Origin of the sequence: Pseudomonas sp. N-137, from assembly GCF_034555295.1 — a bacterium.
GTDB lineage: Bacteria > Pseudomonadota > Gammaproteobacteria > Pseudomonadales > Pseudomonadaceae > Aquipseudomonas > Aquipseudomonas rhizophila.
Genome location: NZ_JAXUDQ010000030.1, coordinates 291,263 through 314,121 on the forward strand (window position 1 = coordinate 291,263; position 22,859 = coordinate 314,121).

Sequence of the window (22,859 nt, forward strand, 5' to 3'; positions counted from 1 at the left end):
GGCCCGAAGGCCGTTTTCTCATGCAGCAACAGACTCAACCGCCCAGATACGCCTCGCGTACTTTCGGGTCGGTCAGCAGCGCCTCACCCGTGCCTTGCATCACCACGCGGCCGTTCTCCAGCACGTAAGCCCGGTCAGCGATTTTCAGCGCCTGGTTGGCGTTCTGCTCCACCAGGAATACCGTCACGCCATCCTTGCGCAGTTGTTCGATGATGTCGAAGATCTGCTGGATGATGATCGGCGCCAGGCCCAGGGACGGTTCGTCGAGCAGCAACAACTTGGGCTTGCTCATCAGCGCACGGCCGATGGCGAGCATTTGCTGTTCGCCGCCGGACATGGTGCCGCCGCGCTGGCTAAAGCGTTCTTTCAGGCGGGGGAAAAGGTGCAGCACCTTGTCCATTTGCTCCTGAAAATCACCCTTTTCGGTGAAAAAACCGCCCATGGCGAGGTTTTCTTCCACGGTCAGTCGGGCAAATACCCGACGGCCTTCCGGCACCACGGCGATGCTCTTGCGCATGATTTGCGAAGAGTCCTGGCCCACCAGTTCCTCACCCATGTAGCGGATGCTGCCACTGTGGGCTTGGGGCGAACCGCAGAGCGTCATCAGCAGGGTGGATTTGCCGGCACCGTTGGCACCGATCAGCGTCACGATTTCGCCCTGGCGGACTTCGACGTTGACGCTGTGCAGGGCCTGGATCTTGCCATAGAAGGTGGAAACGTTTTCGAACTGCAGCATTTACGCTTCCCCCAGGTAGGCTTTGATCACTTCAGGATTGTCGCGGATCTGTTCCGGCGAACCGTCGGCCAGCGGCGTGCCCTGGTTGATCACGACGATATGGTCGGAAATGCTCATGACCAGCTTCATGTCGTGCTCGATCAGCAACACGGTGACATCGTGCTCCTCGCGCAGCACGCCGATCAGCGCTTTGAGGTCTTCGGTTTCCTTCGGGTTCAGGCCGGCGGCCGGTTCGTCGAGCATGAGGATCCGCGGGCGGGTCATCATGCAGCGGGCGATTTCCAGGCGCCGTTGCTGGCCGTAGGCCAGGGTGCCGGCGGTACGGTTGGCGAACTCCTTGAGATTGACCTTCTCCAGCCAGTACTCGGCGAACTCCATGGCCTCGCGTTCGCTCTTGCGGAACGCCGGGGTCTTGAACAGACCGGCAAAGAAGTTGGTGTTCAGGTGGCGATGCTGGGCGATCAACAGGTTCTCGACCGCCGTCATGTCCTTGAACAGCCGCACGTTCTGGAAGGTGCGCACCACACCCTTGCGGGCGATGTGGTGACCAGGCAGGCCCTGGATCGGCTCGCCGTCCAGCAGGATCGTGCCGCCGGTAGGCTGATAGAAGCCGGTCAGGCAGTTGAACACGGTGGTCTTGCCCGCGCCGTTCGGCCCGATCAATGCAACGACCTGTTTCTCTTTCACGGTCAGGGCCACGCCATTGACCGCCAGCAAGCCGCCGAAGCGCATGCTCAAGTTTTCGACTTTCAGGATCTCGCGGCTCATTTGCGCAGCTCCATGTGCGGGCGTTGCATAGGCAGCAGACCTTGAGGACGCCAGATCATCATCAGCACCATCAAGGCGCCGAACATCAACATGCGGTATTCGCTGAATTCACGCATCATTTCAGGCAACAGGATCATCACGATTGCCGCCAGGATCACACCCAGCTGCGAGCCCATCCCGCCCAGCACCACGATGGCGAGGATGATCGCCGACTCGATGAAGGTGAAGGATTCCGGCGTCACCAGACCCTGACGGGCAGCAAAGAAGCTACCGGCGAAACCGGCGAAGGCGGCACCGAGGGTGAAAGCCGAAAGCTTGATCACGGTCGGGTTCAGACCCAGGGCACGGCAGGCGATCTCGTCTTCACGCAGCGCTTCCCACGCACGGCCGATAGGCATGCGAAGCAGGCGGTTGATGACGAACAGCGCAGCCAGGGCCAGCAACAGCGCAACCAGGTAGAGGAAAATCACCTTGTTGATCGAGTTGTAGGGCAGTCCGAAGTACTCGTGGAAGGTCTGCAGGCCTTCGGCGGCTTTGCGTTCGAAGGTCAGGCCGAAGAACGTCGGTTTCTCGATATTGCTGATGCCGTTCGGGCCACCGGTGATGTCGGTCAGGTTGCGCAGGAACAGACGGATGATCTCGCCGAAACCCAGGGTCACGATTGCCAGGTAGTCACCGCGCAAGCGCAGCACCGGGAAACCCAGCAGGAAACCGAAGGTGGCGGCCATCATCCCGGCAATTGGCAGGCAGATCCAGAAGCTCAAGCCGAAGTAATGGGACAGCAGCGCGTAGCTGTAGGCGCCGACGGCATAGAAGCCGACGTAACCCAGGTCCAGCAGACCGGCCAGCCCTACCACGATGTTCAGGCCCAGGCCCAGCATCACGTAGATCAGGATCAGGGTGGCGATGTCCACCGCACCGCGAGAGCCGAAAAACGGCCAGACCAACGCGATGACGATCAGGGCCAGGATGATCCAGCGCTGGGTAGTCGGCAGGGTCAGGAAGTTGCTGGCCTTGGCCGGGACTATCGGCAGGCCGGGCGAGGCCTTCCAGGCGGCGCTGATCTGCGTGCTGAACAGCACCCGCAGGAACATCAGCACCGAACACACGGCGATGGTCGCCAGGATGGCGGGGCTGGTGCCGTGCACTTCAAGATCGATGCCCACGATGGTCAGTTTCAGGCCGAGTACCGGGTACGCGACCGCCCAGACCAACAGCGCGCTGAAGAGCGCCGATTTAAGATGTTTAGTCATACCTTCTCAACCTCCGGACGGCCCAGGATGCCGGTCGGCCGGAACAGCAGCACCAGAACCAACAAGCCGAACGCTACGACGTCCTTGTATTGATCGCCGAAGATGTCGGCACCAAAGGCTTCCGCCACGCCCAGCACCAGCCCGCCGAGCATGGCTCCGGGGATGCTGCCGATGCCGCCCAGTACCGCGGCGGTGAAGGCCTTCAGGCCCACGAGGAAACCGGCGTTGGGGTTGATCACACCGTATTGCATGCTCAACAGCACGGCGGCGATGGCCGCCAGGGCCGCGCCGATGACGAAGGTCAGGGCAATGATGTTGTTGGTGTTGATGCCCAGCAGGTTGGCCATCTTGATGTCCTCGGCGCAGGCGCGGCAGGCGCGGCCCAGGCGGGAACGGGAGATGAACAGCGTCAGGCCGAGCATGGCGACCAGGGTCACCACGAACACCACGATTTGCATGTAGGAAATCAGCACTTCCTGTGCCCCCCCTGGCCCGAAGGTAAAGTTACCCGGAATCAGGTTGGGAATGGATTTGTCCTTGGAGTCTTGCGACAGCAGAACGGTGTTCTGCAGGAAGATCGACATGCCGATGGCCGAAATCAGCGGGATCAGACGGTTGCTGCCGCGCAAGGGGCGGTAGGCGATCCGTTCGATGCTGTAGCCATAGGAACTGGTCACCACGATGCTCGCGATGAACGCCGCGGTCATTAACAGCGGGACACTGTCGAGTCCCATCATGGCCAGCCCGGCGATGGCGATGAACGCCACGTAGGAGCCGATCATGTACACCTCGCCGTGGGCGAAGTTGATCATTCCAATGATGCCGTAAACCATCGTATAGCCGATGGCGATCAGGGCATACGTGCTGCCAACGGTCAGGCCGTTAACCAGCTGTTGGAAGAAGTGATAGATGTCAGGCATTACAGCGCTCCTAAAAACCTGATACGCATTTCACTGGTGGAGTCATTTTCCCGCCCGGCCCCGTGGATCTGCATCCACTTCGAGCACGAGGTTTGCCAGCGAACCGCTGATGACGGTTTTGAGATTTTCAGGTGGGGAGACTGGCGGATCACGCCAGCGCGGCCCAATACATTTAAAACAAAGCCCACGGCACGCCGTGGGCTTTATTGGCAGTCAGTCAGGCCAGGCCTTACTGAGGCGAAGCTTCGGTTTTAGGTTTGCCGAAATGCCACTGGTAAACCACAAACTTGAAGTCCTTCAGGTCGCCCTTGTCGTCGAAGCTCAGGTCACCGGTCGGAGTCTTGAAAGTACCGGCGTGGATGGCTTCAGCCACTTTTTCCGGGTCTTCGCTCTTGGTTTCGGTGATGGCCTGGGCAATCACTTGAACGGCCGAGTAGGACGGGAACACGAACGGACCGCTCGGGTCTTCCTTCTTGGCTTTGAACGCGTCAGCCAGGGCGATGTTGGCCGGATCCTGGTCGAAGGATTTCGGCAGGGTCACCAGCAAACCTTCGGAAGCTTCCTTGGCGATCTGCGAGATCGAGTCGTTACCCACGCCTTCCGGACCCATGAACTTGGCGTTCAGGCCTTTTTCCTGGGATTGACGCAGGATCAGGCCCAGCTCCGGGTGGTAGCCGCCGTAGTAGACGAAGTCGACGTTGGCTTGCTTGAGCTTGGCGATCATCGAGGAGAAGTCTTTGTCGCCGGCGTTCACGCCTTCGAACACGGCGACTTTCACGCCTTTCTTCTCAAGGGTCGTTTTCACGGCACTGGCGATACCTTCGCCGTATTGCTGCTTGTCGTGCAGGACCGCAACGACTTTCGGCTTGACGTGGTCGGCAATGTAGTTACCGGCGGCAGGGCCCTGGGCGCTGTCCAGGCCGATGGTGCGGAAGATCATCTTGTAGCCGCGAGCGGTGATGTCCGGGCTGGTAGCGGCTGGCGTGATCATGATCACGCCTTCGTCTTCATAGATGTCCGAAGCCGGTTGGGTGGAGCTGGAGCACAGGTGGCCGACCACGAACTTGACGCCGTCGTTGACGACTTTGTTCGCCACCGCGACCGCTTGTTTTGGATCACAGGCGTCATCGTATTCAACGGCAACCAGTTGCTTGCCGTTGACGCCGCCCTTGGCGTTGATCTGCTCGATGGCCATTTTGGAGCCACTGAATTGCATGTCGCCGTACTGGGCTACGGGGCCGGTCTTTGGGCCGGCGATGCCGATCTTGATGGTGTCGGCGGCGAACGAATGGCTGGCAACCCCGGCCAGAACCATAGCGGCAAACAGTTTGGAAATCTGCTTAGTAGCCTTAGTCATAGTGCTCCACTCATGCTGTTGTAGTTTTTATAGTCCTGGCGCCGAAGCAGCAGAACCGGGTCAGATATCTTGGATATCCTCGCGGAAAATGCCCCCGGCAACTGTACCGGTACAGTGTAGAGCGCCGATTGTTGGCAAGGGAAGCTGGCGCTTGGGGGCAAAACCTGAGGGTGTCGCTTAATTGAAAGAAAAAGACAGAATGGCGGCGGGGTTCGTCCGGACAAATCGGCAATCCCTGGCTTTCCTGCGCTTTCCAATCGGTACTCCAATTGCTACCGGGTTTTTCTGCCAGACCACCGACGTTATCATTCGCGCCGATTTCTTTTCCGGACAGCTCCCATGAATCAAGAACCTAGCACCCTCTATGCCAAACTGCTTGGTGAAACCGCATCCATCACCTGGAAGGAGCTGGAGCCGTTCTTTGCCAAGGGTGCCCTATTGTGGGTCGACCCGGCCCTGGATCTGATCGCCGCGGCCGAGGCCGTTGCCCAGGACGAAGGTACCAAAGTCGCCGCCTGGCTGGCTGCCGACCAGTTGGCCAAGCTGTCTGAAACGCGGGCGCTGGACTTTTTCGAACGCGATCCGCAGCTATGGGCGGTGGTGGTTTCACCGTGGATTATGGTCCAGGAAAGGGCATCGGTTTGATGCCTGCACCAAGTTGGTTCGTATTTTCTGCGGAGTAAAAGTGTGTAGGTGAGTAGCGTGATGGCATCCTGCCGTGGTGAAACGCCACAGCGGAGGGTGACGTATACGTAACGGGAACAGTTTATTGGGCAGCCGTTGGGCTGCTTAATTGTTTCTGAATGTTGATTTTGTGTTTTGGTCAAGGCCGCCAATCGCGAGCAGGCTCGCTCCCACAGTGAACCGCGTTTCTCAGAAAGAACGCGATTAATGTGGGAGCGAGCCTGCTCGCGATTGGCGCGACGCGGTCCTGCGCCTGCCTCAATAAGTCTTGCCCGTATGGTTATTCAGGGAAATAACCTTGGTCTTGCCGATGCGGTGACGGTAGATCTCACGCAAATACTTGATCGCCTTTTTCACGCAGTCGCGGGACAGGCGGATGTCATTGATCGAGACAAACTTGTCTTTGTCGCTGATCAGCTCGCGGTATTTCTTCTCGTACATCGGCTTGATCGCGTACCAGTTGGTGTCGAGGATCTTCGCCGGGTTTTCGAACTCGTTGAGCAGATCGTCGATGCGCTCTTCGTCGAAGTCTTCGTTGATGATGAAGTCCAGGATCGAGTTGTCCAGGGTGTCATCGAAGCGATACGGGGTGCGGGCAAAACAGCGCTTGATGAACGCCACGATCAGGGTCAGGAAGTCATCCGACAGGCAGGGGCTCTTGGCGATCAGGGTGGTCAGCGACAGGTTGGCCGAGGCACCGATCACCAGCGCGTAACGCTTGAGGGTGGTGTTGGGGAACAGGCTGTTGAGGTGGGTCTTGAGCCGGTTCAGGTCCATGTAGGACAGCTTGTAGTCCTTGGGCAACGAGACGATCGACACCACCGACGAGCAGTTCTTGAAGAAGTGCAGGTCATGCAGGGCCGCGGCGTCGTAGCCGGAATTCTTGTACTGCTCCAGCGAGGCGCGGTAGCGCTTGGATTCGATCGGCAACAGGCTGATGCCTTCGATGGCCTGGGTGACTTTGTTGAAGTGCGGCAGGTCGATGGAGCGGAAGAACAGGTCGTCGATGTTCAGGCGCGGCGGCTCCTTCTCGAACACCTTGAACTTGTCGCCGCTGGGCGCTGGGGTTTCCGGAACGACGGACTCGGCGTAGGCAATCGCCACCGGGCCGGCCAGGCTCATGAACAGGTCGTTGGCGTCCAGGCGAATGGTTTCGCCAATGTCGATGCCGGCACGACGGAAGTAGTTCTGGTCGTAGTCGGTGGTCACCGCCTGGGCGGTCAGGATGTTGAAGATCTGCTGGGAGATGTACTGGTTGGCGTGCTTCTCCATGGCATTGACATCGATGTTCTGGATGTTGCCGTCATCGCTCTCTTCGGCGTAGCGCATGATGTCGTTGGAGATCAGCATCATCGCGTTCCAGGGGCGGATGCGGCCCATCACGCTGGCTTCGCTGCTGTCTTCGTTGGCGAAGTTGTACGAGAAATCCCATTCTTCCGACAGGTACTTGCACAGCAGGCGTCCGGCGTTGATGTGCAGCGCCTCGGACATTTCGCTGCGGTGATCGGAAATGTTCGGCAGTACGCAAATGCCGCTGGTGAAGATCGGCTCGAAGACGAAGGAATGACCGCTCTTGCTGTCGTGTTCGTCCATCGGCTTGGTGTCGAACGTCTTGTTCATGTACGAGTACTGCTGAGCCAGGCCGAACTCCGAGGCCATGCCCGAACCGGTACCGCCACCGGCACTGAAGATCGAGAAGTACAGGCGCGACTGGTTGGCCTTGATGCCGCAGCTGTCGATCAGGTACGAGTGGATCATTTTCCAGTCGGGGCTGGAGAAACGCTGGGTGTCCTTGTTCAGGATGATCTTGGCCAGGTACTGGCCCAGGATCGGCGCGTTACCGGCGCCCCCGGCATGGACTTCCGACAGGTCCATGATTTTCATTTTGCTGTAGTCGCGCAAAAAGCCGCTTTTTTCGCCTTTGCGCGAAAAACGGATGCGTCCGGCGATGTCCTTGTCCAGGTCGCCGAGCATCACCAACGGCTCGACCAAAAACACCGGCTTGCTCACCTTGCTGGTGCCCAGGCGCAAATTGTTGCGGATCCACTGCGCCGGGCTGTAACCCTTGTCGCTGTAGCCCTTGTCTTCGGCATTGAACTCGTTGAGGTAGAACTTGCGGGCGTTGTACACCAGCTCGGCTACGTCCAGGGCGATGTTGGAGCCACAGCGACCCAGGCCGATCAGGCATACGGACGGGAACTCCTGCTGATCGCGTTCGCTTTCGTCGTCCACCAGGTGCGGCGGGCGCGGGAACACGCTGTCACGCAGGCCGTCGAGGTTGTCGAGGATGCGGTCGGTGTTGGTTTCGGTGAAATACAGATACTGCTGAGTCGACAGGGAACGTGAGCGCCTCGGCGGCTTCGGGGTTTCAGGACCGTTGGCGGCCGGGCTCAACGTAAGATCGGATACTGCAGTGGCTGTTTTTTTAGAGGTCATTGTGCGCCATATGCCTGAACTGGTCGGTTCGATGACCACTGTCATCAAACCATCGCGGATGGGAGCTCGCGTCCTTGACGGCGCGAAGGTCGGCCCAAGCGTTCAGGGGGGGCAGCCTGAGCAGCGCTCGGGAAAATCTTTCCTGATAGGTTGAATCGGCCATCAGAAGGCGATCTTTAGTCGAAATAAGGCAAAATGATGTCAATTGCTTCAGGGAATTGACCATAGTCACTAAACACGCCGCCCGCCATGGCCGGGTATCAGTCATGCGAATGATTGGAGACAGCCTGCGCGCCGCTGTCTAGATTGCAGACTCCGGGTTCGGATGCCTCGCCGTGCCCCATAACAATAAAGAGACGGACCCATGCAGAACTCGACCCAAGCGGCGAATGCCTGGCGCATTCTGTTCCTGCTGTTCCTGGCCAACCTGTTCAACTTCTTTGACCGCACCATCCCGGCGATCATCATCGAGCCGATCCGTATGGAGTGGAGCCTCAGCGACTTCCAGATCGGCATCATCGGCACCGCCTTCACCATCGTTTACGCCATCGCCGGGCTGCCGCTGGGGCGCATGGCCGATACCGGTTCGCGCAGCAAATTGATGGGTTGGGGCCTGGCGACCTGGAGCGGGCTGACGGCGGTCAATGGCTTGGTGGGCAGTTTCTGGGCGTTTCTGGTGGTACGCATGGGCGTAGGGATCGGCGAAGCCAGTTACGCGCCAGCGGCCAACTCGCTGATCGGCGACCTGTTTCCGGCCCACCGTCGGGCGCGGGCCATGGGCATCTTCATGCTGGGCCTGCCTATCGGTTTGCTGCTGGCGTTCTTCACCATCGGGGCGATGGTCAAGGCCTTCGACAGCTGGCGCGCGCCGTTCTTTATCGCGGCGGTGCCGGGGCTGGTGCTGGCGGTGTTTATGTTTTTCATCAAGGAGCCCAAGCGCGGCGCGGCGGAAGCGGTGCAGATCTCCCAGGAAAAAATCGACAAGCCAATCCGTCGGGTGCTGGCGATTCCTACTTTTCTGTGGCTGGTGTTGGCGGGGCTGTGTTTCAACTTCGCCACCTATGCCTGCAACTCGTTCCTGGTACCCATGTTACAGCGCTATTTCCTGATGCCGCTGCACGACGCGGCGGTTGCCACCGGGATCATGGTGGGCGTGACCGGGCTGTTCGGGTTGACCCTGGGCGGCTGGATTGCCGACAAGATTCATCAACGGGTGCCCAACGGACGCCTGCTATTCGCCGCGTTCAGCCTGGTGATCTCCACGGCCACCACCGCTTGGGCGTTGTATGCCGGGCGGATTGAAATTGGTGTGTTCGTTGCGGTGTTCAGTGTCGGCTGGCTGTTTGCCTATACCTTTTATACGTGCGTATACACGGCGATCCAGGACGTAGTCGAACCGCGTCTGCGGGCCACGGCGATGGCGTTGTTCTTTGCCGGGTTGTATCTGTTGGGTGGCGGCATGGGGCCGGTGGTGGTAGGCGGCTTGTCTGACTACTTTGCCCATGCGGCCATGGCCGCGACCGGCGCCTCGCAGATGACCGAGGCGTTCAAGGCCATTGGTTTGCATGACGCGATGTTCCTGATTCCGGTGGCGCTGTTCCTGACCATGGTGTTCCTGTTCCTGGCGTCGCGCTGTTTCGTGCGCGATGCCAAGCGGATGAAGGATGGGATGAGCGCGGTGGCGCCGCTGGAGGGAGTAGTGGCGCCGGCTTGATAGCATCTGCGGGAGCAAGGCTTGTGTGGGAGCAAGGCTTGCCCGCGATGAAGGCGATGCGGTCGTTCAGAAAACCGAGGCGCCTGTTTCGCGAGCAAGCTTTGCTCCCACAGATCTCCCACCACAGGTTATTTGTGCATTCTGACTAGCGCGCCTTGTCATCCCGCCCACGCAACACGCGATTGGGCATCGCCACTGCCGCCGCCAGCCCCAACAACGACACCGCGGCGCTGATCAGCAACAAATGCCGGAACGTCGTCTGCAATTGCTGACGCAAGGCGTGTTGTGCTTCGCCGGGGGCAGCGTTCAAGCCATCCAGCAAAACATTGCCGGAATGCCCTTCACCCAACGGCGACGAACCGGCGAGTTGGGCAACGCTTGAGTCCTGCAGCAAAGCCAGCAGCAACGCCGACATCAGCGCCACGCCCACGGCGCCGCCGAGGGAGCGGAACAGATTGGTGGTGCTGGTGGCGACCCCGATGTCCTGCTGTTGCACCGAGTTTTGCGACCCCACCAGCGAAGTCGGGAACTGCATGCCGGAAGCGATACCGCTGAGCAGCATGAACAGGCTGCTGAGCCAGAACGCGTCGGGCGGGGTGAAGGCCATGCCGAGGATCGCAAACGGGAAGAGCAGGGCGCCGCTGAGGATCATCGGTTGGTAGTGGCCAGTGATCGAGGTACGGCGTCCGGCGAAATACGCCCCCATGGGCAACCCCATCGCCAGCGGCAACAAGTGCAACGCTGCGCTGTCGGCGCCAGCCCCGGTCACGCTCTGATAGCGCAACGGCACCAGCACGGTCAGGGAAATCGCCTGGAAACTGGTGAAAAACACCGTGCACCAGCACAACACGGCGTTGCGGTTGACGAACAGGTGCATCGGTAACAACGGTTCCCGAGCCCGGCGCTCCTGCCAGATGAACACTGACAATGCCACCACGGCGCAACCCAGCAGCCCCAGTACCTCTCTGCTGTGCCAGGCGTGGCCCTGGCCAACCTCGGTGATGCCCAGCAGCAGCGCGGTCAGGCCGATGATCAACAGCACGGTGCCCAGGTAATCGATGATTGGCTTACGGTGCGGCACCGGCAACCCGACGAGGGTGCGCCGGGCAATCAGCCAGGCCCCCAGGCCCAAGGGCAGGTTGATCAGGAACACCCAGCGCCACGACAGGTACTCGGTCATGTAGCCGCCCAATACCGGCCCCGCCACACTGGCCAGCGCATACATGCTGCTGAAATAGCCCTGATAACGGCCACGTTCGCGGGGCGGCACGATGTCGCCGATGATCGCCTGGCTCACCGAGATCATCCCGCCGGCGCCGATGCCCTGGAAAATGCGCGCCAGCACCAGTTGCTCCATGTTTTGCGCCAGCCCGCAGAACAGTGAGGCGAGGGTGAACAGCCCCATGCCGAACAGCATCAACGGCCGCCGACCGTAGAGGTCACCGAGCTTGCCGTAGATCGGCACCGCCACGGTCATGGCGACCATGTAGCCGGAAATCACCCAGGCCAGCAGGCCGACATCACCCAATTGGGCGGAAATGGCCGGCATCGAGACGGCAACGATGGTTTGATCCAGTGCGCCGAGAAAAATCGCCAGCATCAGGGCCACCAGCACACTACGGATGGCAGGCTGTGGGGCTTGGGAGGTATGGAGTTGAGTCAAGGCAGAACCTGCGGGCATCACGCCTGGGGGGCGAATAGGACTGCCCGCAGTTTAAGTCGTTAGCCGGCTATTCGATAGCCTCGTAAGGAAGTCCGACGTAGTTTTCCGCGATGGTTTTTCGACCCGCCTCGGAGTCGACGAAATATTCCAGCTCCGCTTCGCTGATGCGCTGGTTGAAGGCGTCGTCGTCGAAGCGGTGCAGCATGGACGTCATCCACCAGGAGAAACGCTCGGCTTTCCACACCCGTCGCAGGCAAATGGCGGAATATTTTTCCAGCAAGTCCGTACGGCCGTCGCGATAGACCTTGAGCAGAATGTTGAACAGCGTGCTGACGTCGCTGGCCGCCAGGTTCAGCCCCTTGGCGCCGGTGGGCGGAACGATGTGGGCCGCGTCCCCCACCAGGAACATCCGTCCATACTGCATTGGCTCGACCACGAAGCTGCGCAGCGGCGCGATGCTTTTCTCGATGGAGGGACCTGTCACCAGGGCTTGGGCCAGGTCGGCTGGCAGGCGGTTTTTCAGTTCAGACCAGAAGCGCTCGTCCGGCCAATCGGCCACTTGCTCCTCGGCGGGCACTTGCAGGTAATAACGGGTGCGAGTCTTGGAACGCATGCTGCACAGGGCAAAACCGCGTTCGTGACGGGCGTAGACCAACTCCTCGTGAACCGGTGGGGTGTCGGCCAGGATGCCGAGCCAGCCAAACGGGTAGACCCGCTCGAAGACCTTGAGTTTTTCCGCGGGGATCGACTGGCGCGCCACACCATGGAAACCGTCACAACCGGCAATGTAGTCGCAGTCCAGGCGCCAGGTTTGCCCTTGGTGCTCGAAGGTCACGAAGGGGGTGTCGGTCTGCATGTCGTGGGGCTGGGCATTGCCGACCTGATAAAGCGTGCGGGCGCCGGCGGCTTCTCGGGCGGCCATCAGGTCGCGGGTGACTTCGGTCTGGCCGTAGATCATGACGTTTTTACCGCCGGTCAGCCCCTTCAGATCGATGTGCACCCGACGACCGTTGAGCGCCAGCTCAAAGCCGTCATGGGGCAATCCCTCGGCGTCCATGCGCTGACCGACGCCGGCCTGGCGCAGTAATTGGGCCATGCCTTGCTCCAGCACACCGGCGCGGATGCGGCTCAGCACATAGTCCGGGGTCTGGCGTTCGAGGATCACCGTGTCAATTCCAGCGTTGTGCAACAACTGGCCGAGCAGCAGCCCAGAAGGGCCGGCACCGATAATGGCAACTTGGGTCTTGAGGGTTTTCATTGTTGTTATGACTCGCACGAAGCACCTGACCAGGGTCGGTGTTGATTGGGGTGCTTGCATTTTTCGCTTGCGGACCTGTCAATTGAAGGGGAAAACTGAGCCGATACCTGTACTTTCTACCAATCGGTGCGATTATCGCCCGCAACCCAGGCCGATCCTCGTGATGAAAAAAACAGACCTGCCTTCAATCCCGGTATTCAAGCTCTACGGCGAGAGCCAGGATTGGCCGACTCCGGACCTGCTGCACTGTGAAACCATTTCCAAGCGCAGCCGAGAGCACCAATGGGAGATCAAACCCCATCGGCACGCCGATCTCTGTCAGTTGTTGTTTGTCTTCAAGGGCCAGGCGGAGCTGGAAATCGAAGGCCAGCGCACACAGCTCGACGAGCCGGCGGTGCAGATCCTGCCGCCGTTGTCGGTGCATGGCTTCCGTTTTTCCGAGGATGTGCAGGGTTACGTGGTGACCCTGGCCGCACCGCTGGTGACGCACCTGCAATCGCAGCTGGGTCATTCGGTCAACGTGCTGGCCCAGGCCGAAAGCTACCCGGCCCTGGAAGATGCCGAGTACCTCAATAGCCTGTTCAGCGCCCTGCAGGCTGAATACGGTGGGCATCAGCCGGCCCGGGAAATGCTGATGCATGCCTTGGTCAGCGTGATCATGGTCTGGGTCAGTCGTCAGGTGATGCAGCGGCGCACGCAGGCCCAGCGCCCACAACGCGCGCGGGAGTACCTCAACGGGTTCATTCAGTTGGTGGAAGAAACCTATCGCCAGCATGTCAAGGTCGAAGACCTGGCCCATCGTCTGGGCATCTCCGTGTCGCACCTCAACGGCACCTGTCGGGAACTGGCGGGGCAGCCGGCCCTGCAGATCATGCATGAGCGCCAACTGCTGGAGGCCAAACGGCTGCTGACCTACACCGGCATGACCATCTACGAGATCTCTGAAATGCTCGGCTTTTCCGACCCGACCAATTTCACCCGGTTGTTTCGCCGGCGGGTTGGCATCTCTCCCAAGGCATTCCGGGACCGGCTCAAGACCGATCAACCGGACGACTGAACACGCCTCAGCGCAAGGCGTTCAGGGTCGCGGTGTGAGGAATGCAGCGTTCGAAGTTGCAACTGGCGTATTCACGCGGCAACTGCCTAGTCTGTTCGACCCGATAGGCCGCCGTGCCATACAGCGCAAGCGTGGCGGTGCAGGTGATAAAAATGGCGAGGCGTCTTCTTGTTTTAATGTTCATGGCGATGACCTCTGAACGAATACCCGTGGGTACTACTTTCAGCATAGGTCAGCCGTAGCGGGTTGCCAGCCAGTCAGTGGTTTGATGTAACCGATATTCAGGACGCTGATAACCCTTTGTGGGAGCGGGCTTGCTCGCGAATGCGGTGGGTCAGCCCCCATTGATGTTGACTGTTGCACCGCTATCGCGAGCAGGCTCGCTCCCACCGGGAATTGGGGGGCTTTGAACCAGGTTACTCCAGGTGTTCAGGCTTCATCGGGTCGCCCGGCTTGACGTCCAGTTGCTTGCGTACGTCTTCGAACATCTCGTCGTAGTACTTGTGCATCGAGCCGATGCTGGCGGTCTTGGGCAGGCCGTATTTCTGGGCGATGCGCGTGGCATGGCGGGCGAAGTCGAAGGCTTGGTCCTTGGCCAGGAAAAATTCTTCGTCCACAGGCTTGTCTTCAACGGTGCCATGCACCCGGAACGACATGCCCGTGCCCTCTTTTTTGTTCTGGTCGACCTTATAGTCGATGCACAGGTTATAGCTGAAATCATCCTTGTTCAGTGCATGGCGTTCCATGTGCAGGTGACCGGGTTCGAACATGGCCATAAACGACTCTCCTTCGAAGGCGTGGGTGTAGGGCAGACCGTGAATCTGCCCCGCAAGTTTCCTGTTATCGATAAGCGATGCCAAGTTGGGCCGTGCTGATGCGGGTGCCGGCGGTGCCTTGGACGATCGCTTCGATGTCCGAGAGTGAGCCGATCACCGCGACCTTGCCAGTGTTGCGGGCAAATTCGCAGGCGGCCTGGACTTTCGGCCCCATGGAACCGGCGGCGAACCCCAGCTTGTCCATTTCATCGGGGTGGGCCTGGGCAATGGCTTTCTGGGTCGGCTTGCCGAAATCGACGAACGCGGCGTTGACATCGGTGGCAATCACCAACAGATCGCTTTCCAGTTGTTCAGCCAGCAGCGCCGAGCACAAGTCTTTGTCGATCACCGCTTCCACGCCCCGTAGCTTGCCGTCGGCGTCGTACATCGTCGGGATACCACCCCCGCCAGCGCAGATCACGATGCTGCCTTTTTCCAGCAGCCACTTGATCGGGCGGATTTCGAAGATGCGCTTGGGGCGAGGGCTGGCGACCACGCGGCGGAACTTGTCACCATCCGGGGCGATGGACCAGCCTTTTTCAGCCGCGAGTTTTTCCGCCTCAGCCTTTGTGTAGACCGGGCCAATGGGCTTGGTGGGGTTCTGGAAGCCTGGGTCGTTGGCGTCCACTTCGACCTGGGTCAACAACGTGGCGAACGGCACTTCGAAGTCCAGCAGGTTGCCCAGTTCCTGTTCGATGATGTAACCGATCATGCCCTCGGTCTCGGCGCCGAGCACGTCCAGCGGATACGGCGAGACCGAGGTGTAGGCCGCGGCCTGCAGCGACAACAGGCCGACCTGGGGGCCATTGCCGTGGGCGATGACCAGCTCGTTGCCGGGGTGGATTTTGGCGATCTGTTCGGTCGCCGTGCGGATGTTGCTGCGTTGGTTGTCGGCGGTCATGGGTTCACCCCGACGCAGAAGGGCGTTGCCGCCCAGGGCTACGACGATGCGCATAATGCTGTCCTCTGACAGAGAAATAATGGACGACTCGGCCCCCTTGTGGGAGCTGGCCTGTGGGAGCATGGCTTGCCCGCGATGGCATCGCCTGGTCCATCAGCTACACCCAGGTGTCTGCATCGCGGGCAAGCCTTGCTCCCACAGTTCTGCTCCAGAACGCGCGAGTTGCCTGAGGTTCTAGATATCCGCCAGCGCCGACACCAGGATCGCCTTGATGGTATGCATGCGGTTTTCCGCTTGCTCGAAGGCGATGTTGGCCGGGGATTCGAACACCTCCTCGGTCACTTCCACGCCGTTGGCCAGGTTCGGATAGCGCGCGGCGATGTCCTTGCCGACCTTGGTTTCGCTGTTATGGAACGCCGGCAGGCAGTGCATGAATTTCACCCGCGGGTTGCCCGAGGCCTTCATCATTTGCGCGTTGACCTGGTAGGGCAGCAGTTGCTCGATGCGCTCGTCCCAGGCTTCCACCGGCTCGCCCATGGAGACCCAGATGTCAGTGTGGATGAAGTCCACACCCTTGACGGCTTCCTTCGGGTCCTCGGTGATGGTGATGCGTGCGCCGCTTTCGGCGGCGAAGGCCTGGCACTGGTCGATGAAATCCTGGTGCGGCCACAGGGCCTTTGGCGCACCGATGCGTACGTCCATGCCCAGTTTGGCGCCGATCATCAGCAGCGAATTGCCCATGTTATAGCGGGCATCGCCCAAGTAGGCGTAACTGATGTCGTGCAGCGGCTTGTCGCTGTGCTCGCGCATGGTCAGGGTGTCGGCGATCATTTGAGTGGGGTGGAATTCAGCGGTCAGGCCGTTGAACACCGGCACGCCGGCGAATTTGGCCAGCTCCTCGACGATCTCCTGCTCGAAGCCGCGATACTCGATGGCGTCGAACATCCGTCCCAGCACCCGGGCGGTGTCTTTCATGCTTTCCTTGTGGCCGATCTGCGACGACACCGGGTCGATGTAGGTGACGTGGGCACCCTGGTCATGGGCCGCGACTTCGAAGGCGCAGCGGGTGCGGGTCGAGGTTTTCTCGAAGATCAGCGCGATGTTCTTGCCCTTGAGGTGCGGTTGTTCGGTGCCGGTGTACTTGGCACGCTTGAGGTCGCGGGACAGGTCCAGCAGATAGTGCAGTTCGCGGTTGGTGTGGTGCATCAAGCTCAGCAGGCTGCGGTTGCGCATGTTGAAAGCCATGATTTGGATCTCCTTGGGTTTCGGTTATCCCCTGGGCCGGTATTGGGTAAATACCGGCCCAGGCTCAAAGGTCAGTAGTCGATCGGGTCGCGAATGATCGGGCAGGTCATGCAGTGACCACCGCCCCGGCCGCGGCCCAGTTCGCTGGCGCTGATGGTAATGACTTCCACCCCGGCCTTGCGCAGCAGGGTGTTGGTGTAGGTGTTGCGGTCGTAGCCGATCACCACGCCCGGTTCCAGGGCCACCACGTTATTGCCGTCATCCCATTGTTCGCGTTCGGCGGCAAAGCTGTTGCCGCCGGTTTCCACCACCCGCAGCGCCGGCAGCTTGAGGGCCGCGGCGACGGTGTCGAGGAAGCTGCCTTCTTCGCGACGTACATCGATGCCGCCGGGCTTGCTCTCGTCTGGGCGCAGGGAGAAGGCGACGATCTGGCTCACCACTTCCGGGAAAACCGTCACCAGGTCGCGATCGCAGAAGCTGAACACGGTGTCCAGGTGCATGGCGGCGCGGGATTTCGGCAAGCCGGCGACGATCACCCGTTCCACGGCCTTGTGCTTGAACAGGTTCAGCGCCAGTTGACCGATGGCCTGGCGCGACGAGCGTTCGCCCATGCCAATCAGCACGACGCCGTTGCCAATGGGCATCACGTCGCCGCCTTCGAGGGTCGCGTTGCCGTGATCCTGGTCCGGGTCGCCGTACCAGATCTGGAAGTCGGCCTGGGTGAACTCCGGGTGGAACTTGTAGATGGCGCTCGCCAGCAGGGTTTCCTGGCGGCGTGCCGGCCAGTACATCGGGTTCAGCGTCACGCCGCCATAGATCCAGCAAGTGGTGTCGCGGGTGAACTGGGTGTTGGGCAGCGGCGGCAGGATGAAACTTGAGTGCCCGAGAAAGTCGCGGAACATCTGGATGGTTTTGCCGCCGAAGCTGTCCGGCAGGTCATCGGCCGAGACGCCGCCGATCAGGAATTCGGCGATATGGCGTGGCTCCAGGCTGCGCAGCCAGGAACCGACTTCATTCACCAGGCCCAGGCCCACCGAGTTGGCGGTGATCTTGCGCTGCAGGATCCAGTCCAGGGCTTCGGGGATGGCGACGATGTCGGTCAGCAGGTTGTGCATTTCCAGCACGTCGATGTCACGCTCGCGCATCTTGGTGACGAAATCGAAATGATCGCGCTTGGCCTGGTTGACCCAGATCACGTCGTCGAAAAGCAGCTCGTCGCAGTTGTTCGGGGTCAGCCGCTGATGGGCCAGGCCTGGGGAACACACCATGACTTTACGTAATTTACCGGCTTCGGAATGAACGCCGTATTTCACTTTTTCCGTGGTCATTACAAATCCTCCAGTTAAGACAATCAGCCAGCTACAAGGTCAGGAAGCCGTCGTAGAGCCCATAGGCGGCCACCAGGGCGCCTGCGATCACTGCGGCGAAAATCAGCTTCTCGACAGAGGTGAAAATCGGTTTGCCCAGCTCGCGCTTGGCCTTGGCGAACAGGATCGCGCCGGGGGCGTAGAGCAGGGCGGAGAGCAGCAGGTATTTGATCCCGCCGGCATACAGCAGCCACACCGCGTAGATCAGGGCGATAGCCGCCACGGTCAGATCCTTGCGGCGGTCGGCCAGGGCGTTTTCGTAGGTCTCGCCGCGTACCGCCAACAGCACGGCGTAAGCCGCCGACCACAGGTAGGGCACCAGGATCATCGAGGTGGCGAGGTAGATCAGTGACAGGTAAGTGCTGGCCGAGAACAAAGTGATGATCAGGAACAGCTGGACCATCGCATTGGTCAGCCACAGGGCGTTGGCCGGTACGTGGTTGGCGTTCTCCCGGCGCAGGAACTCGGGCATGGTGTGGTCCTTGGCCGCGGCGAACATGATCTCGGCGCACAGCAGCACCCAGGACAGCAGGGCACCGAGCAGCGAGATGATCAGGCCGACGCTGATCAGTACCGCGCCCCAATGGCCGACGACGTGCTCCAGCACGGCGGCCATGGACGGGTTCTGCAACTTTGCAAGTTCAGGCTGGGTCATGATGCCCAGGGACAGCACGTTCACCAGTACCAGGAACAGCAGCACGGTGATGAAACCGATCACGGTCGCCTTGCCTACGTCTGTGCGTTTCTCGGCACGGGCGGAAAATATGCTTGCCCCTTCAATGCCGATGAACACCCACACGGTGACCAGCATCATGTTGCGCACCTGATTCATCACGCTGCCCAGGTCCGGGTTCTTCAAGCCCCAGATATCGGCGGTGAAGATATCGAGCCTGAAGGCGAACACCGCGATCAGCACGAACAGCAACAGCGGCACCACCTTGGCGATGGTGGTCACCAAGTTGATGAACGCCGCTTCTCTGATGCCCCGCAGGACCAGCCAATGCACCGCCCAGAGCAGCACTGATGCACCGATCACCGCCGCGACGGTATTACCCTCGCCAAACACCGGGAAGAAGTAGCCCAGGGTGCTGAACAACAGCACGAAGTAACCGACGTTGCCCAGCCAGGCGCTGATCCAGTAACCCCAGGCCGACGAGAAGCCCATGTAGTCACCGAACCCGGCCTTGGCATAGGCATATACACCCCCGTCCAGATCGGGTTTACGGTTGGCCAGGGTCTGGAATACGAAAGCCAGGGTCAGCATGCCGACGGCGGTAATGGCCCAGCCGATCAGCACGGCGCCGACATCGGCACTGGCCGCCATATTTTGCGGCAAGGAAAAGATTCCGCCGCCGATCATCGAACCGACGACCAGGGCGACCAGTGCACCCAATCGAAGTTTTGCGGGGGTATCAGACATTTGCGAGACTCCAGCGCAGGAGAAGAGAATCAACAGACTAAGTCGATTTGAAAGTTGAATAGCTGATCTGGATCAGTGCATAACAACATTCCATTGTTAATGAAGGCGTTAACGGCGTCCGTAGGCGTCTGTAGTTGCGCGAAAGGCCCACTCTATGGGGCGTTCGGCAGGGGAATATAAAGTTTCCTTCCCTCGGGATTATTCACGCTAGTTGATTTTCAATGAGTCGCAACTATTTTGTAGGCTGCTGACATGACAAAAATAATCTTGCCACATGGACTTTTTAATTGATGCCATTGGACAATGGTCGGTCCATAAGTATTTGGACTTTTCGTGGATGGCGTTATTCAAAAACGTTATGTCGCTTTATTTACTTATTTAAATAGTGAGAGAACATGCCGCAGCCCATCGAAAAGTTACCCCTCGGCGCCCTGATCGCATTGGTGGTGGGGTCGATGATCGGTGGAGGGATCTTTTCCCTGCCGCAAAACATGGCGGCTCGGGCGGATGTCGGAGCGGTGCTCATTGGCTGGGCCATTACCGCCGTCGGCATGCTGACCCTGGCCTTTGTGTTCCAGACCCTGGCCAATCGCAAGCCGGAACTGGACTCGGGCGTGTATGCCTATGCCAAGGCCGGGTTCGGTGACTACATGGGTTTTTCGTCCGCCTGGGGGTACTGGATCAGCGCCTGGATGGGCAACGTCGGTTACTTCGTGCTGCTGTTCAGTACCTTGGGCTATTTCTTCCCGGTGTTCGGCCAAGGCAATACGCCGGTGGCCATCGGCTGTGCATCGTTGCTGCTGTGGGCGGTGCATTTCCTGGTGCTGCGGGGCATCAGAGAAGCGGCGTTCATCAACCTGGTGACCACCGTGGCCAAGATCGTGCCGCTGTTGATGTTCGTTGTAATGGCCGGGGTGGCCTTCGAGGCCGAGATTTTCACCCGCGATATCTGGGGCACACTGAGCCCGGACCTGGGCAGTGTGATGGACCAGGTCCGGCACATGATGCTGGTCACGGTGTTCGTGTTCATCGGTATCGAAGGCGCCAGTGTGTATTCGGCGCGGGCAGAAAAACGCGCGGACGTAGGGCGTGCGACAGTGATCGGATTCCTCGGGGTGTTGGCGTTGCTGGTGCTGGTGAATGTGCTGTCCCTGGGGGTCATGAGCCAGCCTGAACTGGCGCAGTTGCAAAACCCATCCTTGGCCGGCGTCCTGGAGCATATCGTCGGGCCGTGGGGCGCGTTGCTGATCAGTGTGGGACTGGCGGTGTCACTGCTCGGCGCGCTGCTGTCCTGGGCGTTGTTGTGCGCGGAAATTCTTTACGCCACCGCCCGGGACAAGACCATGCCGGCATTCCTGACCAGGGAAAACGCCAACCATGCGCCGGTCAATGCGCTGTGGCTGACCAATGGCATGATCCAGCTGTTTTTGTTGATCACGCTGTTTTCCGCCGGTACCTACACCAGCCTGATCTATCTCGCCTCGTCGATGATTCTGGTGCCGTATCTGTGGTCGGCGGCCTATGCGGTGCTGCTGTGCGCCCGTGGGGAAACCTATGAACAGGCCTCGGCTCGGCGCATGAAAGACCTGTGCATCGGTGGCGTTGCCCTGTGCTACGCGGTGTGGTTGTTGTATGCCGGTGGCGTGAAATACCTGCTGTTGTCGGCGCTGTTGTATGCGCCCGGGGTGATCCTGTTCGCCCAGGCCAAGCGAGAGCAGGGGCAGCCCTTGTTCACTCACGTTGAGAAGGGGGTCTTTGCCTGTGTGATGGCCGGGGCGGGCATGGCGGCTTATGGGTTGTACAGTGGGTTTTTGGCGCTTTGAGGCGAAGGTCAGCTTTTTGGGGGCGTTGAGGGATTTATGTGGGAGCAAGTCTTGCTCCCACATAAATCCCCTCGCCACAACGGACGGTCGTCACCACCGGGCCCGATGCGCGCCCAACTCCGCCGCCGGCAAGGTCCATTGCAGTGGTGTTCCGGTGATTTTCAAGGGCACCTGCAGGCGATGGGCCGGTCCCCACGGCGTCTGTTCGACCACCAGTCCCTGATCATCCTCGGCCTCGGCCCGCAATGAGGTCGGATCCCCCGCGCCACGTTCGATCAACAGCTTCGCCGTGCGCGCCAGTGACAAGCGTGCCGAGCCGCCCTGGCCGCTCATCAATCGTCGGGACAGCAACACAATCGCGCTGGCGGCCATCAGGTATCCGGTGCCGTGGTCCAGGGCCTGCACCGGCAGCGGGGTTGGCTTGTCTGTGTGTTTCCAGCCCATGCCGGCTTCGGCGATGCCGCTGCTCATTTGCACCAGGCTGTCGAAGCCGCGCCGGTTCTGCCAGGGGCCGCTCCAGCCGTAGGCGTTGAGGCTGACATCGATCAGACCAGGGGCGATCCGCTGGCGTTGTTCGGCACCGTAGCCCAAACGTTCCAGGGCGTCGGCGCGGTAGCCATGCAGGAGGATGTCGGTCTCCTTGAGCAGAGCCTCGAAAGCCACGCGATCTTCAGCTCGGTGCAAATCCAGGCGGGCGCAGCGTTTGCCGAGGGTGACTTCCGGCACCACGCCGGGCTCGTTCCAGCTCGGTGGGTCGATGCGCAGCACGTCGGCTCCCAGGCCTGCGAGGAAACGGCTAGCGATGGGGCCTGCCAGTACGCGGGTCAGGTCCAGTACCTTGAGGCCCGCCAGTGGCTGGGTAATGGAGCCGAGCCAGGGCTTGCGCTGCTCTCCAGTCGTTTCACTCAGGTGCACCAGCGGCTCGGCATTGACTGCCAAGCCTTGAGGGTGGGTTTGCCACGCTTGCCATGAACGCATCTCGGCGGCGCAACCGCCCGCCTCGACCACCGCCTGCTCCAGCTCGGCCTTGTTCCAGCGAGCCACCCTGGCCGCCATGTCGGCGCGGTCGGTGCAGGTGCCGAGGACTTTTTCCGCGGCAAGGCGATGATGCGGCGCATTGGTGTGCAGGCGAATCCAGCCGTCGGTGGTTGGGTAGTCGCCGGCTACCGGATCCCACATCGGCGGTACGCTCCAGCCGATGGGGCGCAGGGAGGTGGAGAACCAGAACGACGCCAGCCGTCGGTCGACCTCCAGGGCCGGCAGACGGCCGGTTTGTTGGTGGATGAGCTCGGCGGCGGCTTGGCCGGCTGCGGCAATACTGGCGCAGGCCAGCTCCGTGACGGCGAACGCCGACGGCAGGGCACCGACGCCGGTGAAGGTGATCGGGGTCGTGGGCAAACCAAGCGCGGCTTGCATGGACGTGAGCAGATCTGACATCGAAA

19 protein-coding genes are annotated in these 22,859 nt (G+C 60.4%); 4 read left to right on the forward strand and 15 right to left on the reverse strand.

Annotated elements, in window-relative coordinates; genetic code table 11:
- Positions 1-34: 34 nt before the first annotated feature.
- The 5 genes from T3A99_RS22415 to T3A99_RS22435 all read right to left on the reverse strand — a co-directional run bounded on the left by T3A99_RS22415 (position 35) and on the right by T3A99_RS22435 (position 5,034).
- Positions 35-736 carry an ABC transporter ATP-binding protein gene (locus T3A99_RS22415; RefSeq protein WP_047228389.1) on the reverse strand — a complete coding sequence of 234 codons (702 nt, stop codon included), beginning with the start codon at positions 734-736 and terminating at the stop codon, positions 35-37.
- Positions 737-1,504: a high-affinity branched-chain amino acid ABC transporter ATP-binding protein LivG gene (gene livG, locus T3A99_RS22420; RefSeq protein ID WP_047228388.1), complete on the reverse strand. Its 768-nt coding sequence runs from the start codon at positions 1,502-1,504 to the stop codon at positions 737-739.
- Complete coding sequence (locus T3A99_RS22425) at positions 1,501-2,757, reverse strand: high-affinity branched-chain amino acid ABC transporter permease LivM (protein ID WP_076386070.1); 1,257 nt, start codon at positions 2,755-2,757, stop codon at positions 1,501-1,503. The genes livG and T3A99_RS22425 overlap by 4 nt, the downstream gene beginning before the upstream one ends.
- The gene (gene livH / locus T3A99_RS22430) at positions 2,754-3,677 is read right to left on the reverse strand and encodes a high-affinity branched-chain amino acid ABC transporter permease LivH (protein ID WP_047228386.1); all 924 of its coding nucleotides are present in this window, start codon (positions 3,675-3,677) and stop codon (positions 2,754-2,756) included. The genes T3A99_RS22425 and livH overlap by 4 nt, the downstream gene beginning before the upstream one ends.
- 229 nt (positions 3,678-3,906) lie before the next feature.
- Positions 3,907-5,034 carry a branched-chain amino acid ABC transporter substrate-binding protein gene (locus tag T3A99_RS22435; protein WP_047228385.1) on the reverse strand — a complete coding sequence of 376 codons (1,128 nt, stop codon included), beginning with the start codon at positions 5,032-5,034 and terminating at the stop codon, positions 3,907-3,909.
- 339 nt (positions 5,035-5,373) lie between these two features.
- On the opposite strand from T3A99_RS22435, the gene T3A99_RS22440 reads away from it, so the two are divergent.
- Positions 5,374-5,679 (forward strand): DUF2288 domain-containing protein, encoded by a 306-nt coding sequence (locus T3A99_RS22440; RefSeq protein WP_047228384.1) that lies wholly within the window; start codon positions 5,374-5,376, stop codon positions 5,677-5,679.
- Positions 5,680-5,976: 297 nt separating this feature from the next.
- Here T3A99_RS22440 and T3A99_RS22445 read toward each other — a convergent pair whose 3' ends face one another.
- The gene (locus tag T3A99_RS22445) at positions 5,977-8,154 is read right to left on the reverse strand and encodes a hypothetical protein (protein WP_047228435.1); all 2,178 of its coding nucleotides are present in this window, start codon (positions 8,152-8,154) and stop codon (positions 5,977-5,979) included.
- A gap of 364 nt (positions 8,155-8,518) precedes the next feature.
- On the opposite strand from T3A99_RS22445, the gene T3A99_RS22450 reads away from it, so the two are divergent.
- Positions 8,519-9,868 (forward strand): spinster family MFS transporter, encoded by a 1,350-nt coding sequence (locus tag T3A99_RS22450; RefSeq protein ID WP_047228383.1) that lies wholly within the window; start codon positions 8,519-8,521, stop codon positions 9,866-9,868.
- Positions 9,869-10,013: 145 nt separating this feature from the next.
- Here the strand turns inward: T3A99_RS22450 and T3A99_RS22455 are convergent, their stop codons facing one another.
- Positions 10,014-11,549, reverse strand: coding sequence for an MDR family MFS transporter (locus tag T3A99_RS22455; protein ID WP_322834815.1), 1,536 nt, complete (start codon positions 11,547-11,549; stop codon positions 10,014-10,016).
- Positions 11,550-11,598: 49 nt separating this feature from the next.
- Positions 11,599-12,789, reverse strand: coding sequence for a 4-hydroxybenzoate 3-monooxygenase (gene pobA, locus T3A99_RS22460; RefSeq protein ID WP_322834816.1), 1,191 nt, complete (start codon positions 12,787-12,789; stop codon positions 11,599-11,601).
- A gap of 163 nt (positions 12,790-12,952) precedes the next feature.
- Here pobA and T3A99_RS22465 point away from each other — a divergent pair, with 163 nt between their 5' ends.
- Entirely contained in the window at positions 12,953-13,846 is an 894-nt protein-coding gene (locus T3A99_RS22465; protein WP_076386064.1) for a helix-turn-helix domain-containing protein, read from the forward strand.
- Between the two features lie 7 nt (positions 13,847-13,853).
- Here T3A99_RS22465 and T3A99_RS22470 read toward each other — a convergent pair whose 3' ends face one another.
- The 6 genes from T3A99_RS22470 to arcD (T3A99_RS22495) form a co-directional block, all read right to left on the reverse strand.
- Positions 13,854-14,030 carry a hypothetical protein gene (locus T3A99_RS22470; protein ID WP_172833804.1) on the reverse strand — a complete coding sequence of 59 codons (177 nt, stop codon included), beginning with the start codon at positions 14,028-14,030 and terminating at the stop codon, positions 13,854-13,856.
- Between the two features lie 232 nt (positions 14,031-14,262).
- On the reverse strand, positions 14,263-14,622 hold the full coding sequence (locus T3A99_RS22475; protein ID WP_047228380.1) for a DUF5064 family protein: 360 nt from the start codon (positions 14,620-14,622) through the stop codon (positions 14,263-14,265).
- Between the two features lie 64 nt (positions 14,623-14,686).
- Complete coding sequence (arcC, locus tag T3A99_RS22480) at positions 14,687-15,616, reverse strand: carbamate kinase (RefSeq protein ID WP_047228379.1); 930 nt, start codon at positions 15,614-15,616, stop codon at positions 14,687-14,689.
- 180 nt (positions 15,617-15,796) lie between these two features.
- Entirely contained in the window at positions 15,797-16,807 is a 1,011-nt protein-coding gene (locus T3A99_RS22485) for an ornithine carbamoyltransferase (protein ID WP_047228378.1), read from the reverse strand.
- 71 nt (positions 16,808-16,878) lie between these two features.
- The gene (gene arcA, locus T3A99_RS22490; RefSeq protein ID WP_076386060.1) at positions 16,879-18,135 is read right to left on the reverse strand and encodes an arginine deiminase; all 1,257 of its coding nucleotides are present in this window, start codon (positions 18,133-18,135) and stop codon (positions 16,879-16,881) included.
- Between the two features lie 31 nt (positions 18,136-18,166).
- Positions 18,167-19,594: an arginine-ornithine antiporter gene (gene arcD, locus T3A99_RS22495; RefSeq protein WP_047228376.1), complete on the reverse strand. Its 1,428-nt coding sequence runs from the start codon at positions 19,592-19,594 to the stop codon at positions 18,167-18,169.
- A gap of 395 nt (positions 19,595-19,989) precedes the next feature.
- Here arcD (T3A99_RS22495) and arcD (T3A99_RS22500) point away from each other — a divergent pair, with 395 nt between their 5' ends.
- On the forward strand, positions 19,990-21,417 hold the full coding sequence (gene arcD / locus T3A99_RS22500; protein WP_047228375.1) for an arginine-ornithine antiporter: 1,428 nt from the start codon (positions 19,990-19,992) through the stop codon (positions 21,415-21,417).
- Positions 21,418-21,507: 90 nt separating this feature from the next.
- Here the strand turns inward: arcD (T3A99_RS22500) and T3A99_RS22505 are convergent, their stop codons facing one another.
- Positions 21,508-22,854, reverse strand: coding sequence for a CoA transferase (locus T3A99_RS22505; RefSeq protein ID WP_322834817.1), 1,347 nt, complete (start codon positions 22,852-22,854; stop codon positions 21,508-21,510).
- Positions 22,855-22,859: the final 5 nt, after the last annotated feature.

Coding starts and splice junctions, on each gene's coding strand:
- T3A99_RS22415 (WP_047228389.1), bottom strand. CDS start 736: ATGCTGCAGTTCGAAAACGTTTCCACCTTCTATGGCAAGATCCAGGCC.
- livG (WP_047228388.1), bottom strand. CDS start 1,504: ATGAGCCGCGAGATCCTGAAAGTCGAAAACTTGAGCATGCGCTTCGGC.
- T3A99_RS22445 (WP_047228435.1), bottom strand. CDS start 8,154: ATGACCTCTAAAAAAACAGCCACTGCAGTATCCGATCTTACGTTGAGC.
- T3A99_RS22465 (WP_076386064.1), top strand. CDS start 12,953: ATGAAAAAAACAGACCTGCCTTCAATCCCGGTATTCAAGCTCTACGGC.
- T3A99_RS22425 (WP_076386070.1), bottom strand. CDS start 2,757: ATGACTAAACATCTTAAATCGGCGCTCTTCAGCGCGCTGTTGGTCTGG.
- T3A99_RS22435 (WP_047228385.1), bottom strand. CDS start 5,034: ATGACTAAGGCTACTAAGCAGATTTCCAAACTGTTTGCCGCTATGGTT.
- T3A99_RS22475 (WP_047228380.1), bottom strand. CDS start 14,622: ATGGCCATGTTCGAACCCGGTCACCTGCACATGGAACGCCATGCACTG.
- arcD (WP_047228376.1), bottom strand. CDS start 19,594: ATGTCTGATACCCCCGCAAAACTTCGATTGGGTGCACTGGTCGCCCTG.
- T3A99_RS22485 (WP_047228378.1), bottom strand. CDS start 16,807: ATGGCTTTCAACATGCGCAACCGCAGCCTGCTGAGCTTGATGCACCAC.
- arcD (WP_047228375.1), top strand. CDS start 19,990: ATGCCGCAGCCCATCGAAAAGTTACCCCTCGGCGCCCTGATCGCATTG.
- T3A99_RS22455 (WP_322834815.1), bottom strand. CDS start 11,549: ATGCCCGCAGGTTCTGCCTTGACTCAACTCCATACCTCCCAAGCCCCA.
- arcA (WP_076386060.1), bottom strand. CDS start 18,135: ATGACCACGGAAAAAGTGAAATACGGCGTTCATTCCGAAGCCGGTAAA.
- T3A99_RS22450 (WP_047228383.1), top strand. CDS start 8,519: ATGCAGAACTCGACCCAAGCGGCGAATGCCTGGCGCATTCTGTTCCTG.
- T3A99_RS22505 (WP_322834817.1), bottom strand. CDS start 22,854: ATGTCAGATCTGCTCACGTCCATGCAAGCCGCGCTTGGTTTGCCCACG.
- T3A99_RS22470 (WP_172833804.1), bottom strand. CDS start 14,030: ATGAACATTAAAACAAGAAGACGCCTCGCCATTTTTATCACCTGCACC.
- T3A99_RS22440 (WP_047228384.1), top strand. CDS start 5,374: ATGAATCAAGAACCTAGCACCCTCTATGCCAAACTGCTTGGTGAAACC.
- arcC (WP_047228379.1), bottom strand. CDS start 15,616: ATGCGCATCGTCGTAGCCCTGGGCGGCAACGCCCTTCTGCGTCGGGGT.
- livH (WP_047228386.1), bottom strand. CDS start 3,677: ATGCCTGACATCTATCACTTCTTCCAACAGCTGGTTAACGGCCTGACC.
- pobA (WP_322834816.1), bottom strand. CDS start 12,789: ATGAAAACCCTCAAGACCCAAGTTGCCATTATCGGTGCCGGCCCTTCT.